The organism is Amycolatopsis sp. CA-230715 (genome assembly GCF_018736145.1).
GTDB lineage: Bacteria > Actinomycetota > Actinomycetes > Mycobacteriales > Pseudonocardiaceae > Amycolatopsis.
This window is the reverse complement of the sequence record NZ_CP059997.1, coordinates 6,401,249-6,418,240: the sequence shown is the minus strand read 5'-3', so window position 1 is coordinate 6,418,240 and position 16,992 is coordinate 6,401,249. Positions and strand designations below refer to the sequence as shown.

The 16,992-nt window shown below is 69.8% G+C and carries 9 protein-coding genes; 1 reads left to right on the top strand and 8 read right to left on the bottom strand.

What is annotated here, in order from left to right:
* Positions 1 to 33 precede the first annotated feature (33 nt).
* The 5 genes from glgB to glgX (HUW46_RS30835) form a co-directional block, all read right to left on the bottom strand.
* Positions 34 to 2,232, bottom strand: coding sequence for a 1,4-alpha-glucan branching protein GlgB (glgB, locus tag HUW46_RS30855; RefSeq protein ID WP_215542281.1), 2,199 nt, complete (start codon positions 2,230 to 2,232; stop codon positions 34 to 36).
* A 4-nt stretch (positions 2,233 to 2,236) separates the two neighbouring features.
* A complete protein-coding gene (locus HUW46_RS30850; RefSeq protein WP_254125055.1) occupies positions 2,237 to 3,610 on the bottom strand; it encodes a maltokinase N-terminal cap-like domain-containing protein in 1,374 nt (457 codons plus the stop codon).
* Positions 3,607 to 5,415: a maltose alpha-D-glucosyltransferase gene (gene treS, locus HUW46_RS30845; RefSeq protein ID WP_215542280.1), complete on the bottom strand. Its 1,809-nt coding sequence runs from the start codon at positions 5,413 to 5,415 to the stop codon at positions 3,607 to 3,609. The genes HUW46_RS30850 and treS overlap by 4 nt, the downstream gene beginning before the upstream one ends.
* A gap of 92 nt (positions 5,416 to 5,507) precedes the next feature.
* Entirely contained in the window at positions 5,508 to 7,487 is a 1,980-nt protein-coding gene (locus tag HUW46_RS30840; RefSeq protein ID WP_215542279.1) for a maltotransferase domain-containing protein, read from the bottom strand.
* A 190-nt stretch (positions 7,488 to 7,677) separates the two neighbouring features.
* Entirely contained in the window at positions 7,678 to 9,801 is a 2,124-nt protein-coding gene (gene glgX / locus HUW46_RS30835) for a glycogen debranching protein GlgX (protein WP_215542278.1), read from the bottom strand.
* Between the two features lie 168 nt (positions 9,802 to 9,969).
* Between glgX (HUW46_RS30835) and HUW46_RS30830 the strand changes: the two genes are divergently transcribed.
* On the top strand, positions 9,970 to 10,848 hold the full coding sequence (locus tag HUW46_RS30830) for an SAM-dependent methyltransferase (protein ID WP_254125053.1): 879 nt from the start codon (positions 9,970 to 9,972) through the stop codon (positions 10,846 to 10,848).
* Here the strand turns inward: HUW46_RS30830 and treZ are convergent.
* From treZ to glgX (HUW46_RS30815), 3 genes are read right to left on the bottom strand one after another with little or no spacing between them, the layout of a single operon-like run.
* Positions 10,845 to 12,551 (bottom strand): malto-oligosyltrehalose trehalohydrolase, encoded by a 1,707-nt coding sequence (gene treZ / locus HUW46_RS30825; RefSeq protein WP_215542277.1) that lies wholly within the window; start codon positions 12,549 to 12,551, stop codon positions 10,845 to 10,847. The genes HUW46_RS30830 and treZ overlap by 4 nt on opposite strands.
* Positions 12,548 to 14,824, bottom strand: coding sequence for a malto-oligosyltrehalose synthase (treY, locus tag HUW46_RS30820; protein ID WP_215542276.1), 2,277 nt, complete (start codon positions 14,822 to 14,824; stop codon positions 12,548 to 12,550). Before treY ends, treZ begins: the two co-directional genes overlap by 4 nt.
* Positions 14,821 to 16,947 carry a glycogen debranching protein GlgX gene (glgX, locus tag HUW46_RS30815; protein WP_215542275.1) on the bottom strand — a complete coding sequence of 709 codons (2,127 nt, stop codon included), beginning with the start codon at positions 16,945 to 16,947 and terminating at the stop codon, positions 14,821 to 14,823. Before glgX (HUW46_RS30815) ends, treY begins: the two co-directional genes overlap by 4 nt.
* Positions 16,948 to 16,992 lie beyond the last annotated feature (45 nt).

Below are 16,992 nucleotides of genomic sequence, written 5' to 3'. Positions count from 1 at the left end.
CACCCGGCGAACGCAGTCTGGCGGATGGGCGAATTACCGGACAGAATCGGGTTCTTCCGCCAGCCAGAGCACCCCGGCGGGCGGGAGCTGGAGCACGGCCGAAGCTGGCTGCCCGTGCCACGGTTCGGTCACCGCTTCCACCTCTCCCAGGTTCCCGACCCCGGAGCCGCCGTAGGCCTCGGCGTCGGTGTTGAGCACTTCGCGCCAGCGCCCCGCCGAGGGCAGCCCGACCCGGTAGTCGTGGTGCGGCACGCCGGCGAAGTTCGCCACGCACGCCAGCCGCGAGCCGTCCTTGCCGATGCGCAGGAAGCTCAGCACGTTGCCGTTCGCGTCGTTCGCGTCGATCCACTGGAAGCCCTCGTAGGAGGTGTCCTGGCTGTAGAGCGCGGGCAGCTGCCGGTAGGCGCCGTTCAGCTCGCGCGTCAGCTCGCGCACGCCGCGGTGCAGCGGCTCCTCCAGCAGGTGCCAGTCGAGCGAGCGGGATTCCGACCACTCCGCGCGCTGCCCGAACTCGCCGCCCATGAACAGCAGTTGCTTGCCGGGGTGCGCCCACATGAACGCCAGCAGCGAGCGCACACCCGCCGCCTTGTTCCAGTCGTCGCCCGGCATGCGCTCCCACAGCGATCCCTTGCCGTGCACCACTTCGTCGTGCGAGAGCGGGAGCACGAAGTGCTCGCTCCACGCGTAGACGAGCGAGAAGGTCATCTCGTTGTGGTGGTAGGCGCGGTGCACCGGCTCGTGGCCGAGGTAGCGCAGCGTGTCGTGCATCCAGCCCATGTTCCACTTGAAACCGAACCCGAGCCCGCCGAGATGCGTCGGCCTGGTCACGCCTGGCCACGCGGTGGACTCCTCGGCCATCATCACCACGCCGGGGTGTCGCTTGTAGACGGTCGCGTTGAGCTCCTGCAGGAACCGGACGGCGTCGAGGTTTTCCCTGCCGCCGTACTGGTTCGGGAGCCACTCACCGTCCTTTCGGGAATAGTCGAGGTAGAGCATCGAGGCGACGGCGTCCACCCGGAGGCCGTCGAGGTGGTACTCCTCCAGCCAGAACAGCGCGTTGGCGACGAGGAAGTTGCGGACCTCGTTGCGGCCGAAGTCGAACACGTAGGTGCCCCAGTCCGGCTGCTCGCCGCGACGGGGATCCGCGTGCTCGTAGAGCGGGGTGCCGTCGAACCGCGCGAGCGCCCAGGCATCGCGCGGGAAGTGCGCGGGCACCCAGTCCATCAGCACGCCGAACCCGCGCCGGTGCAGAATGTCCACAAAGGACCGGAAATCGTCCGGCGAGCCGAACCGCGCGGTCGGCGCGTAGTACGAGGTCACCTGGTAGCCCCAGGATCCGCCGAACGGGTGCTCGGTGATCGGCAGCAGCTCGACGTGGGTGAAACCGGTTTCCGCCAGGTAATCCGCGAGCTGCTCGGCCAGTTCGCGGTACCCGAGGCCGGGCCGCCACGATCCCAAGTGGACTTCGTAGACGCTCATCGGCGCGTCGGCCCAGTTCGTCACCTCGCGCGCTGCCGTCCACTCGTCGTCGCCCCACACGTGCGACGAGCTGGTGACCACCGAGGCCGTGGCGGGCGGCTTCTCCGTGGCGAAGGCCATCGGGTCGGCCTTCTCGTGCCAGTTGCCGTCCTGGCCCAGGATGCGGAACTTGTAGCACGCACCGGCACCGACGCCGGGCACGAAGATCTCCCACACCCCCGAAGAGCCGAGCGAGCGCATCGGGTGCGCGCGGCCCTCCCAGCCGTTGAAGTCGCCGATCACGCGCACACCGCGCGCGGTCGGCGCCCACACCGCGAATGACACGCCCTCGACCGTCCCGTGTGGAGTGTCGTACGACCGCACGTGCGCGCCGAGCGCGTCCCACAGCTGTTCGTGCCTGCCCTCGCCGATCAGGTGCAGGTCCAGCTCCCCCACCGTGGGCAGCCAGCGGTACGGGTCGTCGGTGGTTTCGGTGTGGGAGTCGAAGGAAACTTCGAGCCGGTAGTCACCGGGGTGTTCGGGCAGCGCGCCCGAGAACAGGCCGTCGACGACGTGGTCGAGCGGGAACGAGCGCGTGCCCGCGACCACCGCCACCGCCTTCGCGCCCGGCCGCAGCGCCCTGGCCACCACGGTGCCCCCGCTGGAACTCCCGCCGTGCACGCCGAGCACGCCGTGCGGATCGTGGTGCGACCCGGCGAGTAGCCGGTCGATGTCCTCGGCCGGTGGCGCCGAATCCGGCAGGTTCGCGGTCATGGTGCTACTCCCGGGTTATCGAAGCGATCGAAGACAGCGGCACGCCGAGCCAGTCCGGCCGGTTCGCGTGCTCGTAGGCGACCTCGTAGACGGCCTTGTCGAGTTCGAAGGCCCGCAGCAGCGCGCCGTGGTCGCGAGGGTCGCCGATCGACTCGTCGGCCGCTTTCGCGTAGCCGTCGCAGAACGCGGCGCGGTTGCGGCGCGCCCATTCGAGCGCGCGCTCGGTGAGCAGCGGATCGGCGTCCTGACCGACGAGCAGCTGCTGCGCCGCGTAGTCGAAGGAACGCAGCATCCCCGCGACGTCGCGCAACGGCGAACGCAGCGCGTGGCGCTCCTCCACCGGCGCGGCCGGCTCGCCCTCGAAGTCGAGCAGCAGCCAGCCGTTGACGGTCCGCAGCACCTGCCCGAGGTGCAGGTCGCCGTGGATGTACTGCATGGCGATCGAATTCGCGGGTGCCGAGGAGAGCGCTTCGAACGCGGCGCGCAGGCCGGGCACGTGCGGCACCAGCCCCGGCACCCGCGCGGCGACCTCGTCGAGCCGGTCGGTCATGCCCTTGACGGTGCGGGCGAGTTCGTGGTCGTCGAGTGGCTCGGTGCCCAGTGCGCGCGCGAGATCGGCGTGCACCGCCGCGACCGCGCTGCCGAGCCGCTCCGCCTCCCCGGCGAAATCGCCGCCCACCTCGTCCGGGCCCAGCTCGGGCTCGGCCATCAGGTCGCGGACGCTCGTGGTGGCCATCGCCCACCCGTCCACGGCGTCGGGGAGGAACTGCTGGAGCATGCCGATGGTGACGGGTTTTCCGGCCAGCTCCCCGGTGATCGACCCGAGCGTCGGCGCGATGTGCTCGCAGCCCGCCGCCTGCAGCGCGCGGTGCAGCAGCAGGTCCTTGTTCTCCCCGGCGCTGAGCTTGCGGAACAGCTTGAGGATGTACTGGCCGCCGTAGACCAGCGACGTGTTGCTCTGCTCCGCGGTGATCGGCCGCGCCCGCAGCTCGACGGCCAGCTCGACACCGGGTTCGTGCGCGAAGACCAGCGAACCGACCCGTTCGCCGCGCGCCATCAGGTCGAGCAGGATCGCGGTCAGATCGGCGTCCCCGCTGGCTTCGTACCCGGCCAGCTCGCCGATCCAGCTCGACGCGGACACCTCCGGCGGATGCGACCGGCGGCCGACGAGAAGCTGGTAAGGCTCGCGCCGGTCACCCTGGGCGACCTCGACGACCACGTGCAGCAGCAGCGGATCCCCGTCGATCAGGACTGTGGTCGCCAGCGGCACCACGCCGGTGACCGGCCGGTCCTTGCCGGCGAACCACCGCTGGCCGGGCAGCCAGGCGGGCAGTTCGGCGGCCAGCCCCGCCACGAACCGCTCGATGTCGGCACTCACCTCGTATCCGCCTCCTCCTCCGGCTCGACCAGCTGGAACCAGTAAAACCCGTGCCCCGGCAGCGTGAGCAGGTAGGGCAGCTCACCGATCTCCGGGAACCGGACCCCGCCGGTGAGCTCCACCGGCGTGCTGAACCGGTGCGCGCCCAGATCTAGTTCCACCGGCTGCGGGAACCGCGACAGGTTGTTGACGCACAGCACCACGTCCTGCCGCCCGTCCGGCCGCCACCACTGCCGCTTGTAGGCGAGCACGCTCGGGTTCGACCCGCCGAGGTCGATGAACTCCCCCTCCGCGAACGCGTGGTGCTCCTTGCGCACCTCGATCATCCGGCGCGTCCAGTTCAGCAGCGAGGACGCGTTGTTCGACTGCGCCTCCACGTTGAGGCCCTGGTACCCGTACACCGGGTCCATGATCACCGGCAGGTAGATCCGGCCGGGATCGCACACCGAGAACCCGGCGTTGCGGTCCGGGGTCCACTGCATGGGCGTGCGCACCGCGTCGCGGTCGCCGAGCCAGATGTTGTCACCCATGCCGATCTCGTCACCGTAGTACAGAACCGGGGAACCGGGTAGCGACAGCAGCATCGCGGTGAACAGCTCCTGCTGGTTGCGATCGTTGTCCAGCAGCGGCGCGAGGCGGCGGCGGATCCCGATGTTCGCCTTCATCCGCGGATCCTTCGCGTATTCCGCGTACATGTAGTCGCGCTCTTCATCGGTGACCATTTCCAGCGTCAGCTCGTCGTGGTTGCGCAGGAAGATGCCCCATTGCGTGCCGCTCGGAATTTCCGGTGTCTTCATGAGGATTTCCGAAATCGGGAACCGCGATTCCCGCCGCACGGCCATGAAGATGCGCGGCATCAACGGGAAGTGGAACGCCATGTGGCATTCGTCGCCGCCGGTGAGCGGGTCGCCGAAGTACTCCACCACGTCCGAAGGCCACTGGTTCGCTTCGGCGAGCAGGATCCGGCCGGGGTACTCGTCGTCGACGACCTTGCGGCAGCGCTTCAGGAATTCGTGCGTGCGCGGGAGGTTCTCGCAGTTCGTGCCCTCCTGCTCGAACAGGTACGGCACGGCGTCCAGGCGGAACCCGTCGATGCCGAGGTCGAGCCAGAACCGCAGCACGTCCAGCATCGCTTCCTGCACACCGGGGTTCTCGTAGTTCAGGTCCGGCTGGTGGGTGAAGAACCGGTGCCAGTAGAACTGCCCGCGCACCGGGTCGTAGGTCCAGTTCGAGGATTCGGTGTCCACGAAGATGATCCGCGCGTCGGCGTACCGCGAATCGTCGTCGCTCCACACGTAGTAGTCGCCGTAGGGACCGTCCGGATCGGACCGCGACTGCTGGAACCACGGGTGCGCGTCGGAGGTGTGGTTCAGCACCAGATCGGTGATCACCCTGATCCCGCGGCGATGCGCCTCGTTGAGCAAGAACACGAAATCCTCGACGCTGCCGAATTCCGGGAGCACCGCGCGGAAATCGCTGATGTCGTAGCCGCCGTCGCGCAACGGCGAAGCGTAGAACGGCGGCAGCCACAGGCAGTCGATCCCGAGCCATTCGAGGTAGTCGAGCCTGCTCGCGAGCCCGCGGAGATCGCCCGTGCCGTCGCCGTTGGAATCGGTGAACGCGCGCACGAGCACCTCGTAGAACACCGCGCCCTTGAACCAGTGCGGGTCGCTCGGCGCCTCCCGCGCGGACTTGAAGTCCTCGGCCTGCGGCTCGACCAGCATGCCGTCTTCGGTGATCGCCTCACCCGTGTGCGGCACGCCGTCGAGGCCGAGCGCCGCGTCGGGCCGGGGTTCCTCCGGCATGATCTCCACCTCGTCCCAGTGTGCGGGTACGTTCGATCGTCCCTGCGGCGCGGTGCGCTCGCAGGGTGGCTGGCAATGTCCGGGGGCGGGTGCTAACCCGCCAGGCGTCTGCGGATTCCGACGATGTGCGCGACGGCGCGCCACGGTTCGAGGCGGACGTAGTTCGCCTGCCCCCAGTCCCAAGTATCACCGGTGACCTCGTCGTGCGCGATCAGCCGCTCGTGCCATTCGAAGCCGAGCGACGGGAGATCGAGCCACACGGTGCCCTCCTGCGGGGCGTACGGATCGAGCGTGACGACGACGACCACGGTGTCGCCGGTGGCAGGGTCCTGTTTGGAATAGGCGAGCAGCGCGTCGTTGTCGACGTGGTGGAAGCGCAGGGTCCGCAGCTGGTGCAGCGCCGGGTGCGCGCGGCGCACCGCGTTGAGCTTCGTCAGCCACGGTTCCAGCGACCGGCCCTCGGCGAGCGCGGTCGCGAAATCGCGCGGCCGCAGCTGGTACTTCTCGGAGTTCAGGTACTCCTCGCTGCCTTCGCGCACCGGCACGTGCTCGAACAGTTCGTAGCCGGAATAAACGCCCCACGTCGGCGAAAGCGTCGCCGCGAGCGCCGCCCGCAACGCGAACATTCCCGGCCCGCCGCGCTGCAGCGACTCGTGCAGGATGTCGGGGGTGTTCACGAACAGGTTGGGGCGCCCCACATCCGCGTGCTCGACCAGGTCCACACCGAACTCGATCAGCTCTTCTTTACTGGTGCGCCAAGTGAAGTACGTGTAGCTCTGGGTGAAGCCGAGCTTGGCCAGCCCCCACAGCCGCGCCGGGCGGGTGAACGCCTCGGCGAGGAAGAGCACGTCGGGATGGGCGTCCTTGACCGAGGAGATCAGCCACGCCCAGAAGTCCGGCGGCTTGGTGTGCGGGTTGTCCACCCGGAAGATCCGCACCCCGTGCGAGACCCAGTGCAGCACCACGCGCAGCACCTCGTCGTAGATCGCGCGCGGTGCGTTGTCGAAGTTGACCGGGTAGATGTCCTGGTACTTCTTCGGCGGGTTCTCCGCGTACGCGATCGTCCCGTCGGGACGGGTGGTGAAGAACTCGGGGTGCTCGCCGACCCACGGGTGGTCCGGGGCCGCCTGCAGCGCGAGGTCGAGCGCGACCTCCATGCCCAGTTCCCCCGCGCGGGCAACGAAGTCGTCGAAGTCGCCGAGCGTGCCGAGCTCCGGGTGGACGGCGTCGTGGCCGCCCTCGGCCGACCCGATCGCCCACGGCGAGCCGACGTCCTCCGGGCCCGCGGTGAGGGTGTTGTTGGGGCCCTTGCGGTGCACGCGGCCGATCGGGTGAATCGGCGGCAGGTAGACGACGTCGAACCCCATCCCCGCGACGCGTTCGAGCTCCTTCGCCGCGGTCGCGAACGTGCCGTGCACCGGACGCCCCGCCTCGTCGGTGCCGCCGGTGGAACGCGGGAAGAGTTCGTACCACGAGCCGAAAGCCGCGCGCTCGCGGTCGACGAGCAGCTTGAGCGGCTTGCCCTTCGTGATCAGCTCCCGCACCGGGAACTCGTGCATGACCCGCCGTGCTTCCTCGGACAGCGCGGGACCGACCCGTTCACCGAGTTCGCGCCCGCTGTCCCGCAGCGCGGCCGCGGCTCCGGCGAGCATCGCGCGTTCGAGGCGGCGTTCCGGCCTGCGGGACACCCGTTCCAGCAGGCGCGCGCCGTTCTCGAGATCGTTGGCCAGCTCGGCGGCTTCCTGCCCGGCCGCGATCTTCACCTCGACCGCGTGCACCCAGGTCGCCCACGGGTCGCCCCACGCGTCGATCCGGTAGGTCCAGCTCCCCTCGGCGTCGGGGACGATCGTCGCGGCGAACCGGTCGAGGCCGGTGCCGATCTCCGCCATCCTGGTCTGCCTGGTGAGCCGGTCCCCTGGACCGCGCCAGCTGACCGTCGCCGCCACCACGTCGTGCCCTTCGCGCCACACCGTCGCGGACACCGGGAAGTGTTCTCCCACAACGGCTTTGGCCGGATACCGGCCACAGCTCACGGTGGGGGTCACGTCGTCGATGCCGAGCCGGCCGGTCATGGGCAACGCCCCTTTGGTGCGGGTGTGGACGCGGGCGGGGTAAGTGTGCCTGATTCGATCAAGATCATCGACAGCGGGTGTCGCTCCCGATTCTCTCCGGAACTACCCCGTCACGCACTACCCGAAACGCCACCTTCGCTTTCCCCGTACGCCACTCAGCCTTTCCCCGAAGGCCACCCGGCGCGCGGATCTAGAGCGAGCGCGGGGCCCGCAACAGCAGCAGCGAGCGGGGCGGCAGGGTCACCCGGCTCTTCGGTTCCAGTACGCCGGGATTCGCCGAGCTGCCGTCCGCCGTGCTGGTGTCGAGCGTGGGTTTGAAGGTCTCGCCGAATTCGCGGCCGGGCAGCACGATCTCGACGGGTTCCGCGCCGGCGTGCACCAGCAGCAGCCACGAGTGGTCGGTGACGAGTTCGCCTTCGCGGTTGCGCGCCTGGCTGTTGGAGCCGTCGATCCACATGCACAGGGTGCGGCGGTCGTCGAACCAGTCGCCCTCGCCGAACTCCTCGCCGTCGGGGCGCAGCCAGATCAGGTCGGGGTCGCCGCTCGGCGTGGTGCGGCCCTCGAAGAACTCCGGCTGCCGCAGCGCGGGGCTGTTCGCGCGCAGCCGCACCACGCTCCTGGTGAACGCCAGCATCGAGTCGGCGGCGGGCGAGGAGGACCAGTCGAGCCACGAGGTCTCGTCGTCGAGGCAGTAGGCGTTGTTGTTGCCGTGCTGGGTCCGCCACAGCTCGTCGCCCGCGGTCAGCATCGGCGTTCCGGTGGACAGCAGGAGCGTGGCGACGAGGTTGCGCGCCTGTCGCAGGCGCAGCGCGACGATCTCCGCGTCCTCGGTTTCGCCCTCCGCGCCGTGGTTCCACGAGCGGTTGTCGTCCGTGCCGTCGCGGTTGTCCTCGCCGTTGGCCTCGTTGTGCTTGTGGTCGTAGGACACGAGATCGCGCAGCGTGAACCCGTCGTGCGCGGTCACGAAGTTGACCGACTGCCACGGGCGGCGCAGGTTGTGGTCGTAGAGATCGGACGAGCCGGACAGGCGGTAGGCGAGGTCGCGGACGTCGGTGGCCCCGCGCCAGAAGTCGCGCACGGTGTCGCGGTAGCGGCCGTTCCATTCGGCCCACTGCGCGCCGAAGTCGCCGACCCGGTAGCCCTCGCCGGTGGCGTCCCACGGCTCGGCGATCAGCTTGCACCGCGACAGCTCCGGATCGGTGGTGATCGCGGTCAGCATGGTGGAGTCGCGGTCGAACAGCCCGCCGTGCGGACGGCCGAGCGTGCTGGCGAGGTCGAACCGGAACCCGTCGACGCCGAGTTCGCCCGCCCAGTACCGCAGCGAGTCGGTGACGAGCCGGACCACCGTCGGCGAACCGGCGTCGAGCGTGTTGCCGCAGCCGGTGATGTCGGCCAGGTGCCCGCGCTTGCCGTGCAGGTAGTAGGCCATCGCGTCGAGCCCGCGGTAACTCAGCGTCGGCCCGTCGGAGCCGCCCTCGCAGGTGTGGTTGAACACGACGTCGAGCAGCACTTCGATGTTCGCCGCGTGCAGCGCGGCCACCATGGTGCGGAACTCCTCGACCTCGCGGCCGGGTTCGCTCGCGTACCCCGCGTGCGGCGCGAAGAAGCCGAGCGGCGAGTAGCCCCAGTAGTTGTGCCTTCCCGCCCGCACCAATGAGGGCTCGTCGGCGAACGAATGCACCGGCAGCAGCTCGACCCCCGTCACGCCGAGCCGCGTGAGGTGCTCGATCGCCACCGGGTGCGCGAGCCCGAGGTAGGTGCCGCGCAGGTGCTCCGGGATATCGGGATGGCGCTGCGTGAACCCCTTGACGTGCAGCTCGTAGAGCACCGACTCTTCGAACGGCACCTCCGGCTTGATCCCGGTGTCCGGGCCGCCGGGCGAGGTGACCACCGACAGCGGCACGCTGCCGAGGGAATCCACTGTGGACGGACGGCCGCGGCGGGGGTCACCGGTGAAGCCCTGCGCCGCCCGCAGATCGGTCATGCGCCCGGTGATCCGCCGCGCGTACGGGTCGACGAGCAGCTTCGCCGGGTTGCAGCGCAGCCCGAGCACCGGGTCGTACGGCCCGTGCACGCGGTAGCCGTAGCGCTGGCCCGTGGTCACCCCCGGCACCAGCCCGTGCCACACGCCGAAGGTGCGCTCCGTGAGTTCGATGCGCTCCTCGGACCCGTCGTCGGAGATCAGGCACAGCTCGACGGCGTCCGCCGCCGCCGAGGTCACGGCGAAGCGCACGCCACCGGCCTCGGGATGCGCGCCGAGCGGGAACGGGCGCCCGGCGAGGACCCGGGTGTCAGCGGTCGGTCGAATGGCCATCCCCCGATCATCCCAGGTGTCCACCCGTTCGGGTGGCAAGCACCCGGATGATCCGGCGTGTACCCCGATCGATGCCCCCGTGCCTGCCCACTACCGGCGGTACACGCGTGGCGGCATTCCGGCACACTGGTCCCGTCGCGTTCGGCCGATTGAGGGAGGTTGCGGGGAATGACCACGCTGGACGGCCCGGTTCCCACCCTGTCCAAGGAAGTCGCCGACCGGCTGCTGGCGGAGTCGACAACCAAGGTGCACGAGGGCCGCGTCTACGACTACTGCCTCGGCGGGAACTCGAACTACGCGGTGGACAGGGCGTTCGCGCAGGAGCAGATCGCGCAGCTGCCGGACATCCCGTGGGCGGCGAGGCAGAACCGCCGGTTCCTCCGCCGCGCGGTCCAGCACATGATCAACAACGGCATCCGGCAGTTCGTGGACATCGGGTCGGGGCTGCCCACCGAGGGCAACGTGCACCAGCTCGCGGAGCAGTACGCGCCGGGCGAATGCCGCGTCGTCTACATCGACCACGACCCGGTCGCCAGCGCGCACGGCTACCTGCTGCTCCAGCGCGCCGGGCAGCTCGGCCGCAACCGCCCGATCAACGGCGACGTGCTCGACCACCTCAGGCTGTGGCAGGCGATCCTGGACACCGGGCTGATCGACACCGCCCAGCCCGTCGGCCTGCTGCTGGTCGCGCTGCTGCACTTCATCGGCGACGACGCCGCCGCGCACGAGTCGGTGGCCTACTACCGCGACAAGGTGCCGTCGGGTTCGCAGCTGGCGATCTCGCACGCGAGCATCGACGGAATGCCCCAGGCGGCGATCGACGCGCTGCTCGCCGTGCTCAAGAACTACAAGCGGGCCACGTCTTCGGCACACGCGCGCACGCGCGCCCAGATGGAGGGGTTCTTCGGCGACTGGTCGCTGGTCAAGCCCCCTGGCATCGTGTGGACGCCCGAGTGGATACCCGACGACGTCGAAGAGGACTCGATCGTCGGCGACGTGGAGCCGTACCGGTCCCAGGCGATCGCGGGCGTGGCCACGAAGCCCTAACGCACCAACGCGAACGTGCCCGGCGGCAGCTCCGCGGTGGTGCCGCCGACCGCGGGCGAGCCCCAGGTCAGGAGCGTTTCCGAGACGGAGCCGCCGAGCGGGACGGTCACCGGCTCGTCGCCGAAGTTGCAGGCGAGCCGGAACGGCCCCCGGCGCAGGACGAGCCACGAACCGGCGGAATCGACGCCGATCTCCGGCAGCCGGGGATCGGCCAGCTCCGGGTGCTCGCGGCGCAGCGCGATCAGGCGCCGGTAGAGGTCCAGCATCTCCCGGTGCCCGGGGCGGGCCGGTTCGGACCAGTCGAGGCGCGAGCGTTCGACGGTCGCCGGGTCGATCGGGTCCGGCACCTCGGCCTCGCCCCAGCCGTGGCGGGCGAACTCGCGGCGGCGGCCGGTGCGCACGGCTTCGGCCAGCTCGGGATCCGGGAACGACGCGAAGAACTGCCACGGCGTGCTCGCCGCCCATTCCTCGCCCATGAACACCATGGGCGTGAACGGCGAGCAGAAGACGACGGCCGCTCCGCACGCGAGCACACCGGGCGGGACGGTCGCCGACAACCGGTCGCCGGTCGCGCGGTTGCCGATCTGGTCGTGGTTCTGCAGGTAGGCGAGAAAACGGTGCCCTGGCAGGGTTTCGGTGTCCACCGGACGCCCGTGCGCCCGTCCCCGGAACGACGACCAGGTCCCCGCGTGGAAGAACACCTCGCGCAGGGTCTTCGCGAGCGCGCCCGGTGCGGCGAAATCGGTGTAGTAGCCGGTTTTCTCCCCGGTCAGCGCGACGTGCAGCGCGTGGTGGAAGTCGTCGGACCACTGCGCGTGCAGGCCGTACCCGCCCGCCTCGCGCGCGGTGACGAGCTTCGGGTCGTTGAGATCGGATTCGGCGATCAGCGTCAGCGGGCGGCCCAGCGCGGTGGACAGCGCGTCCACTTCGACCGCCAGCTCTTCGAGGAGGTGCGTGGCGCGCCGGTCGACGAGCGCGTGCACGGCGTCGAGACGCAGCGCGTCGACGTGGAAGTCGCGCAGCCAGCCGAGCGCGTTGTCGATGACGTACCGGCGGACCTCGTCGGACCCTTCGCCGTCGAGGTTGAGCCCCGGCCCCCAGTCGTTGCGCCCGGCGAAGTACGGGCCGAAGCGATCGAGGTAGGCGCCGGACGGCCCGAGGTGGTTGTAGACGACGTCGAGCACGACCGCGAGCCCGCGCGCGTGGCACGCGTCGACGAACCGCTTGAACCCGTCCGGCCCGCCGTACGGTTCGTGGACCGCGCCCCACAGCACGCCGTCGTACCCCCAGCCCGCCGTGCCGTCGAACGCGTTGACCGGCAACACTTCCACGTGCGTGATGCCGAGGTCGACGAGGTGGCCGAGCCGCTCGATCGCCGCGTCGAAGGTGCCGCCCGGGGTGAAGGTGCCGATGTGCAGTTCGTAGAGCACCGCGCCGGGTAGCTGCCGTCCCGTCCACGCGCGGTCGGTCCACCGGAACGCGGCGTGGTCGTACACCGCCGACGGCGCGTGCACGCCGCCGGGCTGCCGTCGCGAACGCGGGTCGGGCAGCGGTTCGTCGCCGTCGCCGATCAGGAACGCGTACTCGGTGCCGTCGGCGTCGGCGTGCCACCAGCCGCCGTCCGCCGCGGTCATTTCGTGGTCGATGCCGTCGACGCGCACGCGAACCCGGTCCGCCGACGGCGCCCAGACGCGGAAGCTCATTCCTCTCCCCGTACCAGCAAGGCGACCGGATACCGATCGAGCACAGTGGACAGTGCCGCACCCGCGCGGCGGCCGGTGATCGCGTCGGTCCACGTGCCCTCCGGAAGCGGGAGCGCGGTGTCGCGCCACCCACCGGAAGCTTCGAGCCCGACCGGCAACCTCGTCACGACGACGATGAGGTCCTCGGATCGGTGGAACGCCAGCGCGTGCGAGGCGGCGGCGCCTTCGGCACGCAGCGCGCGGTAACCGCGGAACAGCTCGGGCCTGGCACGGCGCAGCGTCAAAGCCTTGTGCACCACCAAAAGCTTGGCGGCACCGGTCTCGTCCACTTCGGGCAGTTCCCCCGCGACCACCCTCGCGAGGATGTCACGCCGGGTTTCGTAGTCGACGGCGCGCCGGTTGTCCGGGTCCACAAGGGACAGATCCCACAGCTCGGTGCCCTGGTAGACGTCGGGGACCCCCGGCGAGGTCAGCTGGAGCAGCTTCTGGGCGAGCGAATTGGACCAGCCGTGCCCGCGGACCCGGTCGACGAACGCGGCCACCTCTCCGGCCAGTTCGCCGTCGCCGAGCACTTCCTCTCCCCAGGCCGCGACCGCGCGCTCGAACTCCTCGTCGTGGTCCGTCCACGTGGTACGGAGCTTCGCCTCCTTCGCCGCCTTGTCCAGGTAATCGCGGAGGCGTTCCGGCGTGATCGGCCACGCGCCGACGAGCGTCTGCCAGGCGAGCAGGTTCAGCGACGGCTCGTCGATCCCGCGCCGCGCGGTCCACCGCTCGACGGCTTCGGCGAACTCGCCGGGCAGTTCCGACAGCACCGCGAGCCGCGCGCGGACGTCCTCGGACCGCTTGGTGTCGTGCGTGGTCAACGCGGTCATGGTGGCGGACCGCCCTGCCTCGCGCGCGGCGGCGAGCGCGTGGAACTCCTCCACCCCCACACCGAACCGCTCCGGGGCCCCGCCGACCTCGTTGAGCGCGGCGAACCGGGTGAAGCGGTAGAACGTGGTGTCCTCGGTGCCCTTCGCGACGACCATGCCGGAGGTCTGCTGCACGCGGGTGGCGAGTTCCCCGTGCGGGTCCGCGCGCACCGCGCCGTCCAGCGCGTCGAGCGCGTCGCTCACGTCCGGGCGCGCCTTCCGCGCGCGGGCGATGGCGGCGGCCCAGTTCCGTTCCCCCTCGGGCAGGTACGAGCGGTACACACCGAACGCGATCATCACCTCGGCGGCCGCCGACCTGGCCGCCTCGGCGTCCACAGTGGACAGCAGCGCGGCGATCCTGCGCACCTCCGCGACCAGGATGCCGTCGGTGACCAGCAGTCGCGCCGATTCCTCCACGTCGTGGTAGTCGGTGTGGACGCCCAGTTTCGCGGCCAGCGCGGTGAAATCGGCCTCCGAGGCGGGATCGACGAACACGCCCGAGACCTCGCGCAGCGCGTCGTACCCCGTCGTCCCGTCGACCGGCCACGTCTGCGGCAGGTCTTCGTTCGGATGCAGGATCTTCTCCACCACCAGCCACGCGCCGGGTGCGGCAGCGCGCAACCGTCGCATGTAGGCACCGGGGTCGGCGAGCCCGTCGGGATGGTCGACGCGCAGCCCGGTCACCTCACCGGCGGCCACCCAGCGCAGCACTTCGCCGTGCGTGGCCTGGAAGACGTCGGGATCTTCGACGCGGACCGCGGCGAGGGTGGTGATGTCGAAGAAGCGGCGGTAGTTCAGCTCGGTGTTGCCGCGGCGCCAGCCGACGAGTTCGTAGTGCTGGCGCGCGTGCACCTCTTGCGGCGTCCCGTTCCCGGTGCCCGGCGCGAGCGGGAACCGGTGCTCGTAGTAGACGAGCTCGTCGCCGTCGACAGCCAGCTCCGCGACCGCCGCGTCGTCACCGAGCACCGGCAGCAGCAGCCTGCCGTGGCTCCAGTCGATGTCGAAGTAGCCCGCGTAGGCCGAGTTCCTGCCGTGGCGCAGCACATCGGCCCACCACCGGTTCGCCGCGGGCACCTCGACGGACATGTGGTTGGGCACGATGTCCACCACGAACCCCATGCCCGCGTCCCGCACCCGCGCGGCGAGCGCGGCACGGCCTTCCTCACCACCGAGTTCCGGTCGCGCCCGCGTCGGGTCGACCACGTCGTAGCCGTGCGTCGAACCGGGCGTCGCGTCCAGGATCGGCGACGAATAGAGCGCGCCAGCACCGAGTTCCTTCAGATAGGCGACGATCTCGCCCGCCGCCGCGAAACCGAACTCGGGGCGGAGCTGGACCCGGTAGGTCGAACTGGGCGTCGTCACTCGGGGGCACCTCCCACGCGTTGCAGCACCACGAGCGACCGCGCGGGCAGCGTGATCACCGCACCGGCGTCGAGCGGCTCTTCCTTGTCGGGGTCGATCAGCCCGGTCGAGGTGTCGATCACGATCGTCCACGCGCTGCCGTACCCGTTGCCGGGCAACGTCATTTCGATGTCCTCGTAGTGCGCGTTGAACGCGAGGAGGAACGAGTCGTCCTGCACGTGCATACCGCGCGGGTCGAGATCGGGGATCCCTTCGCCGTTGAGGAACACGACGACCGACTTGCCGAAGCTGTCGTCCCAGTTCTGCTCGGTCATCTCCTCGCCGGCGGGGGTGAACCACGCGATGTCGCGCAGTTCGTCGCCCTTGCGGATCGGCTTGCCCTGGAAGAACCGGCGGCGGCGGAACACCGGGTGACGCTTGCGGAACGCGGTGAGCGCCGCGGTGAACTCCAGCAGCTCCGCGTTCTCCGAAGCCAGCCCCCAGTCCATCCAGGACAGTTCGGTGTCCTGGCAGTAGGCGTTGTTGTTGCCCCGCTGCGTGCGGCCGAACTCGTCGCCGTGCAGCAGCATCGGCACGCCCTGGGCGAGCATGGTGGTGGCGAGCAGGTTCCGCCGCTGCCGCGCGCGCAGCGCGAGCACGGCCCCGTCCTCGGTTGGGCCTTCGGCGCCGCAGTTCCACGAGCGGTTGTCGTCGGCGCCGTCGCGGCCACCCTCGCCGTTGGCTTCGTTGTGCTTTTCGTTGTAGGACACCAGATCGGTGAGCGTGAAACCGTCGTGCGCGGTGACGAAGTTGATCGAGGCGAACGGGCGGCGGCCGTCGTCCTGGTACAGATCGGACGAGCCGGCGATCCTGGACGCGAACTCGCCCAAAGTGGACGGTTCACCGCGCCAGAAGTCCCGCACGGTGTCCCGGAACTGGCCGTTCCACTCCGTCCACAGTGGAGGGAAGTTGCCGACCTGGTAGCCGCCGGGGCCGACGTCCCACGGCTCCGCGATCAGCTTCACCTGGCTGACGATCGGGTCCTGCTGCACCATGTCGAAGAACGTGGAAAGGCGGTCCACGTCGTAGAATTCGCGGGCCAGCGCGGAGGCGAGGTCGAAGCGGAACCCGTCCACGTGCATTTCGGTGACCCAGTACCGCAGCGAATCCATGATGAGCTGCAACGTGTGCGGGTGGCGCACGTTGAGCGAATTCCCGGTGCCGGTGTAGTCCATGTAGTACTTCGGCTCGTCCTCGACCAGCCGGTAGTACGCCTCGTTGTCGATACCGCGCATGGACAGTGTCGGCCCGAGGTGGTTCCCCTCGGCGGTGTGGTTGTAGACGACGTCGAGGATCACCTCGATACCGGCCTCGTGGAAGGCTTTGACCATGCCCTTGAACTCCTGGACCCCGCCGCCGTCGGAGGTCATCGCGGCGTACGCGTCGTGCGGCGCGAAGTACCCGATCGTGTTGTAGCCCCAGTAGTTCCGCAGCCCCTTCTCGGCGAGCGCGTGATCGGTGACGAACTGGTGCACCGGCAGCAGTTCGATCGCGGTGACGCCGAGTTTCACCAGGTGCTCGATGACCACGGGATGGGCGAGACCCGCGTAGGTGCCCCGCAACCGCTCGGGTACGAACGGGTGATTCACGGTCATGCCCTTGACATGCGCCTCGTAGATCACCGTCTCGTTGTACGGGGTTTTCGGCGCGCGATCGTTTCCCCAGTCGAAGAACGGGCTCACCACCAGCGAGTACGGCACGTGCCCTGCCGAATCCTCGTCGTTCCGCTCGTCCGGCGCGCCGAACTTGTAGGCGAACAGGCATTCGTCCCAGTCCACACCGTGCGAAACCGCCTTGGCGTAGGGATCGATCAGGAGCTTGTTCGGGTTGCAGCGCAGGCCGCGCTCGGGCTCGTACGGGCCGTGCACGCGGAACCCGTACCGCTGGCCGGGGCCGACGCCGAGCACGTAACCGTGGTGGACGAACCCGTCAACCTCTTCCAGCTTCGCCCGGGTTTCCTTGCCATCCTCGTCGAACAGGCACAGCTCGACCTGTTCGGCCGCCTCGGAAAACAGCGAAAAGTTCGTGCCGACACCGTCGTAGGTGGCCCCGAGCGGGTAGGGCGTTCCTGGCCAAGGCCGCACGAGTTTCTCCTCCGGATTTCCTGGTGGTCGGTCCCCACGCTAGTG